Annotated in this window: 14 protein-coding genes, 1 pseudogene and 1 other annotated feature; of the genes and pseudogenes, 3 read left to right on the top strand and 12 right to left on the bottom strand. The window is 48.9% G+C overall.

Features of this window, described 5'->3' with window-relative positions:
- The first annotated feature begins 12 nt into the window (after positions 1-12).
- Positions 13-291, top strand: a complete 279-nt coding sequence (gene rpsT, locus IEW48_RS04645; protein ID WP_007505527.1) for a 30S ribosomal protein S20 — start codon at positions 13-15, stop codon at positions 289-291.
- A gap of 191 nt (positions 292-482) precedes the next feature.
- Here rpsT and holA read toward each other — a convergent pair whose 3' ends face one another.
- Genes holA through IEW48_RS04630 form a run of 3 tightly spaced genes read right to left on the bottom strand, consistent with a single transcriptional unit; the run spans position 483 to position 2,712 of the window.
- A complete protein-coding gene (gene holA / locus IEW48_RS04640; protein WP_188622778.1) occupies positions 483-1,511 on the bottom strand; it encodes a DNA polymerase III subunit delta in 1,029 nt (342 codons plus the stop codon).
- 41 nt (positions 1,512-1,552) lie between these two features.
- Positions 1,553-2,149, bottom strand: coding sequence for an anti-sigma factor family protein (locus IEW48_RS04635; protein ID WP_188622777.1), 597 nt, complete (start codon positions 2,147-2,149; stop codon positions 1,553-1,555).
- Positions 2,146-2,712: an RNA polymerase sigma factor gene (locus IEW48_RS04630; protein ID WP_188622776.1), complete on the bottom strand. Its 567-nt coding sequence runs from the start codon at positions 2,710-2,712 to the stop codon at positions 2,146-2,148. Before IEW48_RS04630 ends, IEW48_RS04635 begins: the two co-directional genes overlap by 4 nt.
- 188 nt (positions 2,713-2,900) lie before the next feature.
- Here IEW48_RS04630 and IEW48_RS16980 point away from each other — a divergent pair.
- Positions 2,901-3,035 (top strand): annotated as a pseudogene (locus tag IEW48_RS16980) (YqzM family protein); the annotation flags it as partial.
- A 100-nt stretch (positions 3,036-3,135) separates the two neighbouring features.
- Here the strand turns inward: IEW48_RS16980 and IEW48_RS04620 are convergent.
- From IEW48_RS04620 to IEW48_RS04610, 3 genes are all read right to left on the bottom strand, one after another.
- Positions 3,136-5,658, bottom strand: coding sequence for a DNA internalization-related competence protein ComEC/Rec2 (locus IEW48_RS04620; RefSeq protein WP_188622774.1), 2,523 nt, complete (start codon positions 5,656-5,658; stop codon positions 3,136-3,138).
- Between the two features lie 88 nt (positions 5,659-5,746).
- Positions 5,747-6,241, bottom strand: coding sequence for a deoxycytidylate deaminase (locus IEW48_RS04615; RefSeq protein ID WP_188622773.1), 495 nt, complete (start codon positions 6,239-6,241; stop codon positions 5,747-5,749).
- A 15-nt stretch (positions 6,242-6,256) separates the two neighbouring features.
- Positions 6,257-6,934, bottom strand: coding sequence for a helix-hairpin-helix domain-containing protein (locus tag IEW48_RS04610; RefSeq protein WP_188622772.1), 678 nt, complete (start codon positions 6,932-6,934; stop codon positions 6,257-6,259).
- A gap of 105 nt (positions 6,935-7,039) precedes the next feature.
- On the opposite strand from IEW48_RS04610, the gene comER reads away from it, so the two are divergent.
- Complete coding sequence (comER, locus tag IEW48_RS04605; RefSeq protein ID WP_007505519.1) at positions 7,040-7,870, top strand: late competence protein ComER; 831 nt, start codon at positions 7,040-7,042, stop codon at positions 7,868-7,870.
- 189 nt (positions 7,871-8,059) lie between these two features.
- On the opposite strand, the gene leuS is transcribed toward comER, so the two are convergent.
- The 6 genes from leuS to aroE form a co-directional block, all read right to left on the bottom strand.
- Entirely contained in the window at positions 8,060-10,495 is a 2,436-nt protein-coding gene (gene leuS / locus IEW48_RS04600; RefSeq protein ID WP_188622771.1) for a leucine--tRNA ligase, read from the bottom strand.
- A 103-nt stretch (positions 10,496-10,598) separates the two neighbouring features.
- Positions 10,599-10,876, bottom strand: a binding site (T-box leader).
- A 146-nt stretch (positions 10,877-11,022) separates the two neighbouring features.
- Complete coding sequence (gene rsfS / locus IEW48_RS04595; protein ID WP_007505515.1) at positions 11,023-11,373, bottom strand: ribosome silencing factor; 351 nt, start codon at positions 11,371-11,373, stop codon at positions 11,023-11,025.
- Positions 11,351-11,941: a bis(5'-nucleosyl)-tetraphosphatase (symmetrical) YqeK gene (gene yqeK / locus IEW48_RS04590; RefSeq protein WP_371874824.1), complete on the bottom strand. Its 591-nt coding sequence runs from the start codon at positions 11,939-11,941 to the stop codon at positions 11,351-11,353. Before yqeK ends, rsfS begins: the two co-directional genes overlap by 23 nt.
- A gap of 21 nt (positions 11,942-11,962) precedes the next feature.
- Complete coding sequence (locus IEW48_RS04585) at positions 11,963-12,580, bottom strand: nicotinate-nucleotide adenylyltransferase (RefSeq protein ID WP_229703944.1); 618 nt, start codon at positions 12,578-12,580, stop codon at positions 11,963-11,965.
- Positions 12,567-12,857 carry a ribosome assembly RNA-binding protein YhbY gene (gene yhbY / locus IEW48_RS04580; protein WP_188622769.1) on the bottom strand — a complete coding sequence of 97 codons (291 nt, stop codon included), beginning with the start codon at positions 12,855-12,857 and terminating at the stop codon, positions 12,567-12,569. The genes IEW48_RS04585 and yhbY overlap by 14 nt, the downstream gene beginning before the upstream one ends.
- 19 nt (positions 12,858-12,876) lie before the next feature.
- A complete protein-coding gene (aroE, locus tag IEW48_RS04575; RefSeq protein WP_371874821.1) occupies positions 12,877-13,791 on the bottom strand; it encodes a shikimate dehydrogenase in 915 nt (304 codons plus the stop codon).
- Between the last annotated feature and the right edge of the window lie 19 nt (positions 13,792-13,810).

The following is a 13,810-nucleotide window of genomic DNA, read 5'->3' as shown; positions in this document are numbered from 1 at the left end:
GAGGTGAAGAAAGTGGCTAACATCAAATCGGCAATTAAACGTGCCAAACAAAACGAAAAAAGACGCGCCCACAACCGCGCGATGAAATCAGCATTACGTACAGCCATTAAAAAATTTGAAAAGCTTGTTGAGCAAAATGATATTCAAGGGGCTAAAGAAGCGCTGGCTCTGGCAACCAAGAAGCTAGACAAAGCTGCTTCCAAAGGCCTTATCCATAAAAACGCGGCTTCCCGCCAAAAGTCCCGCTTAATGAAAAAATTTAACGCCCTCAATAAGGAAGCGTCCGCCTAAGCTCAACGAAACCACCAAGCTTATTGCTCACTGCCCGTGTAGCAATAAGCTTTTTTATTGCCAGATTGGTTTCTACCAGCCAGGTGGAATCTCCTGTTATATCTCTCAGATACAGAGCAGGGGGAGCCAAGTACTCAAGCTTAAGCGGCAACAATAAGGGCAGGGTTCTGTTTACCCCGCCCTTTATACCTTTAGACTGCTTTTTTTGTTAACTGCAAAATAAACAATTCAAGGGCCAAGCGTTTGTCCAGCTGGCCTGTTTTCAGCTTAAAGTCCAGCTCAGCCAATTGATCAAGGACCTCAGCCAGCTGCTTCAGCGAAAACCGCCGTCCTTGCCTTACCGCCAATTTGCAGACATAGGGATGGACACCCATCATCTGGCTCATCTGGCGCTCAGAATACCCTTGCTTAGCCAAATCTTTGGCGCGATAGATAAGGCGGAATTGCCGGGCCAACAGAAACAATATTTTAATGGGTTCTTCATTTCGCCTGAGCAACTCCTCCAGGGTGGCAAAAGCCTGGCTGACCCTAAGTTGCACCACATGGTCCACCAGGTTGAACACATCCTGTTCCACTGTTTTGGCAATCAGTTGATGAACCGTTTCCTCCGTTATGACGCCTTGTTTGCCCACATAACTGGCCATTTTAGCCATTTCGTTGGCCAGCATCTGCATGTGATCCCCGGCAAATTGATGTAACAATGCACAAGCTTCATCTGTGATCTGTACCCCCAGATCGGCTGCACGTTGCTTCAGCCAGGGAACAAGCTGATCCAGTGGCAGGGAACCGGCTTGCACAACAGCCCCCTCTTTCTTCAGCAGTTTGACTACCTTTTTGCGCTCATCCAGCTTTTCCTGGGGCACCACAAGCACCAATACAGAATAATCAACGGGATGGCTTACATAGCGCATCAAGGCCTCTAAATCATGTTCAACCTTGTATTTTTCTTTTGCCCCGCTTAAAAAATGGGCTCCGTAGGCGACGATCAACCGTTTTTCACCCATGAAAGGCAGTGTTTCCGCCGCTTCAAGTACACTCTGGATTGGATGTTCTTCCAAGTCGAACGTCTCATAATTGAAATCCACACTGGCCTCGTCCAGAATATGCTCGCTTAAGTTGCGAATGATCTCATCGATCAGAAACCGCTGCGATCCGTACAGAACATAGACAGGTGCAATATGGCCCTGTTTAATTTGTGTGTTGACCTCCGTGATATTCATGGTAACCTCGCACCCCTGTGATCAACGATTGTTCATGCTGCTTAAGACCCTTCAGGCTGGTATTCCGGATAGGGGCCTTCCAGCTGAACTTCTTCCCTTTTCTCTGCATTGAACAGCCAATATTGGCGCTCATCCCGCTCTTCATGGTACAGAACATAGTATAATTCATGGTCAGAAACCCATTCAATCTCTTCAATGATCCAGGCACTGCTGACTGGATTGGCAGATATATAGTACGGCTGATCTTGGCCATCAATTCGTTTGCCTTCGTCCAAAGCCTGCTCGTGATCTTGGCCGAACAGCAGGGAAAAAGCCGCTAACGCTAAAATCAAGGCAGCCACACCGCCGATGGCCCAGACGATTTTACGGCTTGATAAAAAGGTGGACGTATGGCTCTGCTTCCCTATTGTTTCATTGTTTTCGTCCACTTTGGCAAAATCTATCCGGTCCACAATAGAGAGGGGGGGATTCACTTGAGGCAATTGTTCCAATCGCTGGTGTAGCGCTTGATACTTTTGAAAAGTGGCGGCACAACTGGGACAATGACTCAGGTGTTGTTCTAACTGCCGATGTTCGTCCTCCGTCAGATCATGATCCAAAAGGCGCTGTATCAGGTGGAGGACTTCCTCACAGCTCACGATTTAACACCACCTTTCAGTCTCCCCTCTTCTTCGGGGAAGAGAAGACGCTGTAACTCTTTTCTGACCCGGAACAGATGGGACTTGACAGTGTTGAGGGGCAAGTCCAGAGCATCAGCGATTTCCTGGTAGGAAAAGTCTTGCAGATAGCGCAAAACGACCACGGCCCGCTGCTGCTCGCTTAACTGGCTTATCGCCTGCTGAATTTCATCCTTTAAAATGGATTGTTCAACGGTTTGCTCCACATGATCATATTGCCGCTGATGGAGCAAGTGATCATGCTGGTCAGTGGAGACAGTGTTTTTTTTCTGACGGAAATGGTCAATGCACAAGTTGGTTACAATCCGCTGGGCCCAGGTCTTGAACTGGGCTTTCTTGTCAAACTGATGAATATTTTGATAAATACGGATCAGGGCTTCCTGGGTCATATCCAGAGCATCCTGTTCATGACCCAGCATGTAATAAGCAGTGCGGTATAAAGGGGATTCTATTTCGCGCAACAATTGAAGCAGTGCATCCTGATTGCCTTCCTGAGCCCGTTTGACCAGTTCGCTGTCTGGCACTCACTATTCCCCCTCTCCCCTTATGGGTTAGACGAAAACAACGTCATTTTTGTTGCAAGATCGTCAAAAATAATTTTCAAAGGCATGGATTTTTGGACGCATTTCTTTTATACTAAAATAGAAACAGGAGGTTGAAGTGGATGAGTGTAAATTATGATCAGCAAAAGCAAGAGCAACCCGTTCGCAGCAACAAGTTTGAACAGCCCCATGACCAGCGAAACGACCTGATTGACTCCGGTGTCGGCTTTATTGTTTCGTTTGGCTTTTTCATGACTGTGTTTGCCATCTTTGTGCTGTTTGAAATTATTAGCCAGCTTACATAATGACAGCTTGCCAGCAAGACCTGCCCTATTTGCCTTGACCCTGTTCCAATGCGAGGAACAGGGTTTTTTCATCCTTGGTTTATCAATATTTACCATGCGCCTATTGTACCTGTTCCCTATCTGCTTGTAAAGTTGGCACCACGCTGTACTGCCCAGGGCGGATGACGATCAAAATTCCTCCGTGATGATCAGTCCGAAACAGTGGGGCTCCACTCTCTGCAAGGCGCCGGATCACTTCACGATCAGGATGGCCATAGCGGTTGTTCCCGCCTACCGACACAACGCTAACCTGGGGCTTTATCTGCGCCAGCCAGGGCTCCGAGGTGGACGTATGGCTGCCGTGATGAGCAACCTTTAAGACGTCCGCTTGCAACCAAGGAAAAGCATCTAACATCTGGTATTCACCTGGTTCTTCCACATCTCCTGTCCATATGAAAGTGGTATCATAAATCTTATTCCATAACACCAGATTATAGTCATGGAGATTGGGCGTCTGTTTCACAAGTCCCCCTTGAGGCAAGGGGGGATGTAAAACGAGAAATTGAATTTCATTGTTTCCCCAGTGATCCTGTTTGCTAACATGGTAAAGGGGAATACCCTTTTCTTGGATTCGGGTTAACCACAGGCGTTCAAAATCACTCTGAGGCATGACAGGCGGATATAACACCATGCCAATGGAGATATGGCCCAACAAGCCTTGAATGCCGCCAAAGTGATCATAATGACCGTGCGAAACGATAACTTTATCCACCTGGTTAATTCCCCTGTACCTTAAATAGGGTAAAATCACATCGCGGCCTGTTTCAAATGTCCGGGACGGCCGCTGCCATTCTTCTTGATAAAAAGCCAGCTGCCCTCCCAAGTCAATCAACACAACTTCGCGGCGATAAGGCGCCTCGATGACAATCGCGTCGCCCTGACCTACATCTAAGACCATCACATACCCTTGCCTGTCCAAATAGGGAAGCAGCGGTTGGAGGACAAGCAAACAGGAAAAACAAGCCAAAACCAGCCCGACCGCTCCCTTTTGTCTCAACTCGGCGCACCGGCCCAAAATGACGAGTAACACAACCGCAAGTATAAGCCACCACCATCCTGGCTGTCCCGTATTGACCGTGGCCCAAGGTAAACGATACAGCCACTCCAATCCCCGGTGCAAAAGATTGAGGCTCTCTTCATAGGCCCAGGCCGGCAAGCGGATAAGATCAAGGCTGAAGAAGCTGACCAATGTGAGTCCAAATGCACCGGGAATATACACCACAGAATATAAGGGGACCAGAATCAAATTTATAAGCAGTGCCAACGGGGAAAAAGAATAAAAATGATACATCACAACAGGCAGCGAAACCGCCTGGGCCACCACAGCCACGGCCACAGCCTGCTTAAACCGTTCACTCTTGCCGGGCAAGAGCGGGTACAACTTAGGCACCACAGTGATGAGGGCAAAGGTGGTGGCAAAGGAGAGCTGAAAGCCTGCATGATATAAATAGTAAGGATTGACCATGAGGATCAGGATATAGACCACATACAGCCCCACCAGGGAATGGTGCCGCAGCCGGAAAAAGAGACAAATGAGAACAGCCATCGCCATTAAGCCTGCCCGGACAACGGACACCTGCCACCCGCTTAACATGATGTAAACAGGAATCACGAGAAACAGGATGAGATAAATGGTTTCCCGGGTAAGCGGCAACCGGGAAAGCAAAAGATACAGACAGCCAAGCACGATTCCGACGTGCAGCCCTGAAATAGCCAGCAAGTGGACAATCCCCAGTTGCTGATACATCTCTAACACCTGTCTGTCCAATTCGTCCCGGTAACCTACTGTCATCGCTTGCACAATGGATGCTGTCTGTTCCCCAAACAACGCTTCCGTTTGCCCAATCCATTTCAACCGGTATTGATCTGCCCTGTTGAGTAGTTGATCCACCACCCCCGGCCTGGAGCGGATGTTCCCTAAGTCTCTGACATGGGCCGTATAATGGATCCCTCGTTGTTGTAAATAACGTCGATAATCAAATGCCCCCGGATTTCTGGCTGGATGAGCCCGGGTTAAATCTACCACTCCTTCCCACTCATCTCCGCGCTGCACCTCTATGTATCTTTCCCTTTCCTTAAGTGTGCGCACAAAATGGGTAACGGCAACTTTCTCTGCTTGGCTTAAAGGAGCCCCATTGATCGTCTCCACCCTTAAGTCAAAGCGGACCCTGTTACCATCGATGTCAACAGCCGAACGGATCGTTCCTTTTAACGTCACGTGTTCGTAACTTTGGTTGATATGTGCCATGTGGGCCAAACGTTTTTCTTCCCATGCACTCCCCCCTTTAAACACTTGCCCGGTAAAGAATGAGGTGATAGCTGACTGGTGCTGCGTTGCCACATAGATAGAAAAATAGAGGTTGAAAAAAATAAGCAAAATAAAAAGGCCCAGCCAGAGGCGGATATTTTGTCTGCGCAGCTTGGCATGGGGATGATCTGGCGGATAATACAACTTGTCCCGCCCCAGGAATAAAGCGACAAAAAAAGAGGCCCAGATCAGATTGAACCACCATGAAGAGCCCCCTTGGAGAATGATCATTAATTGTAATGTAAACAAAACGATGAAATAGGTCGCCAACTCCAACATATTTTCACTTACTTTCCATTTAAGAGTGTTGGCCAGCCCCAATCCCGGTTCTTGTGGTTACAATTCAAAGGCTGTGCAGAGGGGCTTACTCGACCACCTCTCGTTTTAACCCGGCAGGCGGAACATAATTTGAAAGGTGGCGGAGCACAATACCCTTCTGTTTCAACAGCGCCCTCACCTTGTCCTGGTCTTTGGCATAGGCCCGGTGATACACAATCTCGGCAATGCCGCTGTTGGCTAACATATTGGTGCAGGTCCAGCATGGCTGGTCTGTCACATATACCGTTGCCCCTTGCCGGTCTTCCCTGTCTGTAAACAGCAGCAAATTTTGTTCGGCATGAATGGCGCGGATGCACCGCTCCTTTCTAACCATTTGTCCGTCCTCTTCCTCATAGGTTTCCACCAGCATACAACCTGCCTCATAACAATCAGGCACCCCGGCCGGTGCACCATTATAGGCTGTGCCCAAAATCTTCTTATCCTTAACAAGAATTGCGCCTACATGCCGGCGGGGGCATGTGGCCCGGGAGGCCGCCATGTAGGCCATATCCATAAAGTAATGATCCCATGATTTACGCAAGTGTCCATCACCTTCTTAAAGTTCAATTTCCTCTTTAATATTCTCAAATATTTTTGGACCGATCCCGGACACATTCATAATCTCTTCTACAGAACCAAAGGGACCGTTCTCTTCCCGGTAGCGGATAATCGCTTCTGCACGTGTCGGGCCAATGCCTGGCAGTTGTTGCAATTCTTCTTTTGTCGCCCGGTTAATGCTGATTTTAGCCGCAGCATTTCCCTCTAAGCCCGCTCCAGAAGGTGATATGCGGGGGAGTTCTTCCCTTTCCACTTCTTCCTCTGTGGGCACGTAAATCACCATGCCATCAAATAAAGGCTGGGCCAGGTTTAGAAGGAGCGTAGACGCGTTTTCGGCCAGACCGCCTGCTTCATGGATGGCATCGATAACTCGCTCTTGGTCTGTTAACGAATACACGCCGGGAACTTGAACCGCCCCTTTAATGTCGACCACAACCGTTTTATCTTTTGCCTGTTGCTCTGGAGCCGTTCCGCCATCTGTCGTTATTGAAACCCCTTGAAGCCGGACCTTTTCCTGCTCAAACTGCTCAAAAGCAGCTGGAAACGTTAAGCTGCCAGCGGGTGCGTGTGCATGATGGTCCCACCAGCGGCTGAACAAGAGGCTGGCCACTGCCAGCAGCAGGATGATGGTTACCGAAAGCAGCATTTTTTCACGGCTTGTCCACCCATTAAACACGCCTATCTGCTCCTTATTAAATTTTTAACCTTTCCCCAGAAAAAGAGGTATGTGCCAAGCACTGCCCACATATGTATAACATAAACGGGATAGGGGGATTGGAGTATGCGCGTCGGTTTTATTGGCACGGGAAGCATGGGCAGTATCCTGATCGAAGCCTTTATTGAAACCAAAGCCCTATTGCCGTCACAAATCCATGCCTCTAACCGGACATTTGACAAAGTTAAAGCGCTGGCTAAAAGATACACAGGTTTACACGCTTATCCTTCCAACGTCCGTGTGGTACAGAGAGCCGACATTATCTTTCTCTGCATTAAGCCGCTTGAATTCCAAACGGTCATTGACCAAATCAAGGATGAGGTGCATGAAGAACACCTCATTGTTTCCATCACAAGCCCCGTTGAAATTAAAGACTTGGAACGGAAATTAAAAGCGAAAGTGGCCAAAGTGATTCCAAGCATTACGAATTCCGCAGGGCGAGGGGCTTCCCTGATCATGGCCGGCGAGCGCCTGACCGAACGGGATAAAGATGTCCTCTTCCAGCTGATGAAATCGATCAGCCACCCCCTGTGGCTGGATGAAAAATATACCCGTATCTCTGCTGATATTGCCAGCTGCGGCCCGGCTTTTATCAGCTTCCTTCTGCAACGGATGATTGACGCTGCTGTAGAAGAAACAGGAATTCCCCGGGATAAAGCGGTCACCCTCTTCACCCAGATGATGATCGGTTTTGGAGCACTCATGGCCAAAAACAAATTTACTCTGGAGTCTTTGCAAGAGAGGGTGTGTGTGCCAGGGGGCGTTACCGGTGTCGGCATCAGCGTGCTGGAACGGGAAGTGGATGACATGTTCCATAAACTGTTCAAAGCGACTCAGCTTAAGTTCAACGAAGATGTGGAACTGGTGCAAGAAATGTTTTACAAAACATCCACCTAACCTGTTGCGCTTCGAAACATGCCTTTTCTTTTTATCTTTTTTAACACTATTCTACATGTTTTTTAAAAATCCTGTCTACTTACGTAAAGAAAAAAGAAAATGTTCCGGTTTTTTTATGCCTTCTTCCGCATGCCGAGCATAAAATGCCCTAACCCCTTCCTAACAGGGATTAGGGCATGATGCTAGTCTTTAATTTGCCACAATGTTGACCAATTTATTGGGAACTACAATCACTTTGCGGATGGTTTTTCCTTCCAGTTCGTCCTTAATTTTTTCATGTTCAAGGGCTTTCAGTTCCAGCTCTTCTTTGCTTAAATCAACCGGCACCTCCATGCGTGCCTTGATTTTGCCCATAATCTGAATCACAATTTCAACGCTGTCTTCCACCAGCAAGCTTTCGTCATATGTGGGCCAGGGCTCATAAGCCAGCGTCTCTTGATGACCGAGAGCCTGCCACATTTCTTCGCAGATATGGGGGGCAATGGGGGACAGCAATTTAACAAAGTCCTCAATGGCCCGTTTGGGCAATACGTCTTGTTTGTAGGCCTCATTGACAAAGACCATCAACTGGCTGATAGCTGTATTAAACCGGAGCCCCTCAATATCCTCGGTCACTTTCTTGATCGTCTGGTGCCAGATGCGCTGAAACGCTTCGCTGCCCTCTACATCTTGGATATTGTCAGCCAGAGTGCCATCCTCTGTCATCACCAGGCGCCAGACGCGGTTAAGGAAGCGGTGAGCCCCTTCCAAGCCATCCGTGCTCCACGGTTTGCTGGCCTCCAGCGGACCCATAAACATCTCGTACACCCGCAACGTGTCGGCCCCGTATTCTTCAATCACATCGTCAGGATTGACCACATTGCCTTTGGATTTGCTCATTTTTTCATTGTTTTCACCTAGGATCATCCCCTGGTTCACCAGTTTCTTAAAGGGTTCTTTGGTGGTGACCAGACCCAGATCGTATAACACCTTATGCCAGAAACGGGCATACAAAAGATGGAGAACCGCATGCTCAGCACCGCCAATATACAGATCCACAGGCAGCCATTTTTCCTGCTGCTCTTTTGAACACAGTTCTTTTTTATTATGGGGATCAAGGAAACGCAAATAGTACCAGCAGCTGCCGGCCCATTGGGGCATGGTATTGGTCTCCCGCCGTGCTTTCATTCCTGTTTCAGGATCGACCGTATTGACCCATTCTTCCACATTGGCCAGCGGCGATTCACCGGTGCCAGACGGTTTAATCTCGTCCACTTCCGGCAGAGTCAAGGGCAATTCTGATTCAGGGACAGGTTTTATGCTGCCGTCTTCCAGATGCAAAATAGGGATAGGTTCTCCCCAGTAGCGCTGGCGGCTGAACAGCCAGTCGCGCATCTTGTAACTGACTTTGCGCTCGCCAATCCCTTTTTCTTCCAGCCAGTTGATCATCGCTTCGATCGCTTCTTTGTTGTACAAGCCATTTAAAAACCCGGAATTGATGTGCTCCCCGTCTCCTGTATAGGCGGCTTCTTGAATATCCTCCGCCCCTTTGACCACTTCCACGATAGGCAGATCATATTTTTTGGCAAACGCATGGTCACGCTCATCATGTCCGGGAACGGCCATAATGGCCCCTGTGCCATAATGGGCCAGCACATAGTCAGCAATCCAAATGGGCAGTTTGGCCCCATTAACCGGGTTGATGGCGTAGGCACCAGTAAACACGCCGGTTTTCTCTTTTTGCAGTTCAGTGCGCTCCAGGTCATTCTTGCGGGCTGCCTGCTCCTGGTATGCTTTGACGGCTTCACGGTGTTCAGGGGTGGTAATTTTATCTACCAGCGGATGCTCCGGTGCCAATACGCAATAGGTGGCGCCAAACAACGTATCTGGGCGGGTGGTAAAGACCACAAAACTTTCATCATGGCCGTCAACGCGGAAGGTGATGTTGGCCCCCTCCGAGCGGCCGATCCAGTTCCGCTGCATCTCCTTGATGCTTTCAGGCCAATCCAGCTCATCCAAATCTTCCAGCAAACGGTCAGCATAAGCCGTAATTTTGAGCATCCATTGTTTCATCGGTTTGCGGATGACCGGGTGGCCGCCCCGTTCACTCTTGCCATCGATCACTTCCTCGTTGGCCAAGACTGTGCCTAAGGCAGGGCACCAGTTGACTGGCACTTCATCGATATAAGCCAATCCTTTTTCGTACAGTTTCAAAAAAATCCACTGGGTCCACTTGTAATACTTTGGATCCGTGGTGCTAAATTCTCGGTCCCAGTCATAGGAAAAGCCTAGGGATTTGAGCTGGCGCCGGAAGTTGTCAATATTGCGCTTGGTTATCTCCCGCGGATGTTCACCGGTCTCTAAAGCATGCTGCTCGGCAGGCAGGCCAAAGGCATCCCAGCCCATAGGGTGCAATACATTATAGCCTTTCATCCGCTTGTAACGGGCCACAATATCACTGGCCGTATATCCTTCCACATGGCCCACGTGCAGTCCGGCACCGGAAGGATAGGGAAACATATCCAGTACGTAAAAATACTCTTTATCCGGATCATCGGTCGCTTTAAAAGTTTTGTTTTCTTCCCAGTACGTTTGCCACTTCCGTTCAATGTCACGGAAGGGATAACTTGAACCTGCTTTGGACATGCCGCAACCTCCTTCTATCTCTTGATGTTTTTGAAAACTTATGTACCAGCTGAACAAAACCGGTGGATGTCACTAAAAAACCTCCCACCCCCAGCGCCTTCTGGCTAGGGACGAGAGGTTTGTTCACGTTAACTACCTTCCCGTGGTACCACCCTAATTCGAAACAGCAGCATGGTTGTGAAAAATGTTTTAATTTACAAATGATCAGGCAACACTGCTGTTTCCTCATTGCTCCTTATCGCGGAAAACGGTAAAGGCTACTCAGCTTCACCTTTACGGACTCCACAGGCGAGTTCGCTTCCTTTTGCTTGTTGACTTGCACCACCCGTCAACTCTCTGTAAAGCAAAACAGAAGCTACTACTCCTGCTCATCGCCCTTTACCCTGATATTCGTCTGTCAATAGGGATTGATAGTATTTTAGTATGAATTATATGCAACAACCAGAAGGCATGTCAACATTTTTCGAGGGATTTTTTATTGTTTTTACTGTTTATTTTTTCCGTTTGCGGCTCAGCTTAAACCTTGTTTATCTTTCAGCTGACCAAGCCAGGCGGGGCGCATCTGCCCAAATTTTTTCCAGATTATAAAACTCACGCTCTTCCCTGTGAAAGACGTGAACAATCACATCTCCCAGATCAATCAACACCCAGCGGGCCTGCTCAAAGCCTTCCAGCGGCTTGAGATTTAATCCCATTTCCTCAGCCTTTTCCCGCACAGCCTCAGCTATGGCTTGTACTTGTGTTTCCGAGTTCCCGTGGCAAATCACGAAATAATCGGCAACGACAGACAACCCTCTAATATCCAGCACCACAATATCCTGGGCTTTTTTATCTTCGGCGCTATCCACCACCGCTTTAAGAAGGTCCTGAGTCTCCATGGGATTCCTCCTTAATTTTCAAGTCTTCATAAGCAGCTCTGCTCAAAGGATACACTTTTTCCCCTCTTTCTTCAAGAAAACGGATGGTCCTCTCCAAAGCCATGTATACTGCCCGGTCCAGATCCTCTTCAGCTGTCCGCCGCACATCGTCCACTCCGGGAAAGGAGCGTCCAGGTTCTATGTAATCAGCCAGATAAACCACTTTTTCCAGCGGGGTCATGCCAGTTCTTCCCGTGGTATGATAACGGATCGCGGCCAGCACTTCTTCGTCTTGGAGCCCCACTTCATGCTTGACCACATAAGCGCCTACAAAGGCATGCCATAATTCTTTGTTGTACTCCACCAAGTCATTAGGAATCTCTCTTACCGTTTCAATCAGCTTGCGCATTTCACCCTCTGGTCTGTATTTCGCATAATCATGGAAAATGGCAGCTGCTTCTGCTTTCTCCACATCGGCACCATACCGCTCTGCCAAGCGGACAGCTGTTTGCCAGACTCCAATCGTATGCTGGTAACGGTGAGGAGTTAATACCTTTTTCACTTGTGCAAACATTTCTTCCCGGTTCAGTTTCCTTTGGGCAAACATCCATCATTCTCCTTTGTTTCGGCTGTATTTGCCACTCGTGTGATATAAGCCGTGACGTTCAATATACTCGTATACAGGCTCAGGCACTAGAAAACGAATGCTTTTTCCCTCTTGCCTCCGCTTGCGGATCAGGGAGGAAGACAGATGGGAGGGAATCATCTCCACTTGGTGGACATAACGTGCCCATGGGTGGCTAATTTTACGAGTGACGTCCGGCCGTCCCACGCCAATAAATCTTACCAGCTGAACCAGTTCCTCAATTTTGTGCCATGCAGGCAGTTCGGCTATCATGTCTCCGCCAATAATGAAGTAAAAGCGACACTCAGGATAACGGCGTTGCAAATGCTTAACGGTGTCAATCGTATACGACGGCCCTTCCCGTTCGAACTCAACCAGAGAGAGTTTGAAATAAGGAATACCTTTCAGCGCCAGCTTAAGCATCTCAATCCTCGTCTCTCCCGGTGTAATAGGGCATCCTTGCTTATGAGGGGGCACCTTGGCAGGCACAAACCAGACTTCATCCAATTGACATTCATCCCGGGCCACTTCAGCCATGTGCAAATGGGTAAGATGCACCGGGTCGAATGTTCCGCCCAAGAGGCCAATTTTACGGCAACTCAATCTGCTTGTTTTCCTCCGACTCTTTGTACAGCACAATCTGTTTGCCGATAACCTGAACCAGTTCAGCCCCGGTGCCCTGGGCCAACTCTTCAGCCACCTCATGTTTGTCCTGCTCACAGTTTTGTAAAACGGATACCTTAATCAGTTCCCGGGCTTTAAGCGCATCCTTGATTTGCTGCAGCATATTGTCGTTGACGCCCCCTTTGCCCACCTGGAAAATAGGATTCAGATGGTGGGCCAGTGAACGCAAATAACGCTTTTGTTTTCCGGTTAGCATGTTCTTCCCTCCTTCGATCTCATTTCCCTTGCGATGACGATAAGTTGAGCTGATCCTTCACAACCTTGCGCATGACCTCAAGGGGGGCTTCATACCCGGTAAACAGTTTGAAGGCCAACGCCCCCTGATAGATGAACATGCCCAACCCGTGGTGAACCTGTGCGCCAAGTTGTTCAGCCGCCTTTAAAAACGCAGTCTGCAGAGGATTGTAAACAATGTCGCTGACAATGGTTCCCGGAGAAAGTTCTTTCAGTTCGAGAGGGACCTGCCCCACATTAGGCCACATCCCGACAGGCGTGGTATTGATGATCAGCTGGTATGCCTTCACCCCGTCTCGGTCCAGCTGGGACCAGCTGTGGACATTAATCCGCACGGGTGAGGAACTCCTTTTCCCAGCATGGCTCTGAGCGGCGTAACGCTGAACATGGTGCGCCAATGTTTCGGCTTTGTGTTCCGTCCGGTTGGCAATGGTCAAACTGGCACAGCCGTGTTTAATCAGATAGACCGCAATCGCTTTTGCTGCGCCACCGGCTCCCAACAGCAGGACGTTTGTCTCTTTCAAGTTGATCCCTGTCTCCGAAAGCAACGACTGCACATAACCGGCTCCATCTGTATTATACCCGGTCAACCGGCCTGTTTCAGACAAAACAACCGTATTGACTGCCCCAATCGCTTCCGCTTCGGGATCCAGCTCATCCAGCAGGGGAACAATGTTTTCCTTATGGGGAATGGTCACATTAATTCCCCTGATGCCCAGCGCTTTTAATCCGGCAACCGCCTCCGGCAAGCGCTCAGGAGGAATATCAAAAGGATGATAATAAAACGGTAACCCCAATGCTTGAAAAGCCCTGTTGTGCATGACGGGAGACAAGCTGTGGCCAACCGGGTGGGCAAACAACCCGAATAACTGTTTTTGTGATGCGGACACCCCCATTCCTCCTCTCCCAGCTCAT

Origin of the sequence: Caldalkalibacillus thermarum, from assembly GCF_014644735.1 — a bacterium.
In the GTDB taxonomy this organism is placed as follows: Bacteria; Bacillota; Bacilli; order Caldalkalibacillales; family Caldalkalibacillaceae; genus Caldalkalibacillus; species Caldalkalibacillus thermarum.
The sequence above is the reverse complement of the archived record's forward strand: the minus strand, read 5'-3'. Positions and strand labels throughout refer to the sequence as shown.

What these genes read in the sequence shown, in the direction of transcription:
- aroE (WP_371874821.1), bottom strand. Translation starts at nt 13,791, where the DNA reads ATGGGGGTGTCCGCATCACAAAAACAGTTATTCGGGTTGTTTGCCCAC.
- rsfS (WP_007505515.1), bottom strand. Translation starts at nt 11,373, where the DNA reads ATGGAGACTCAGGACCTTCTTAAAGCGGTGGTGGATAGCGCCGAAGAT.
- leuS (WP_188622771.1), bottom strand. Translation starts at nt 10,495, where the DNA reads ATGTCCAAAGCAGGTTCAAGTTATCCCTTCCGTGACATTGAACGGAAG.
- yhbY (WP_188622769.1), bottom strand. Translation starts at nt 12,857, where the DNA reads ATGCTAACCGGAAAACAAAAGCGTTATTTGCGTTCACTGGCCCACCAT.
- comER (WP_007505519.1), top strand. Translation starts at nt 7,040, where the DNA reads ATGCGCGTCGGTTTTATTGGCACGGGAAGCATGGGCAGTATCCTGATC.
- holA (WP_188622778.1), bottom strand. Translation starts at nt 1,511, where the DNA reads ATGAATATCACGGAGGTCAACACACAAATTAAACAGGGCCATATTGCA.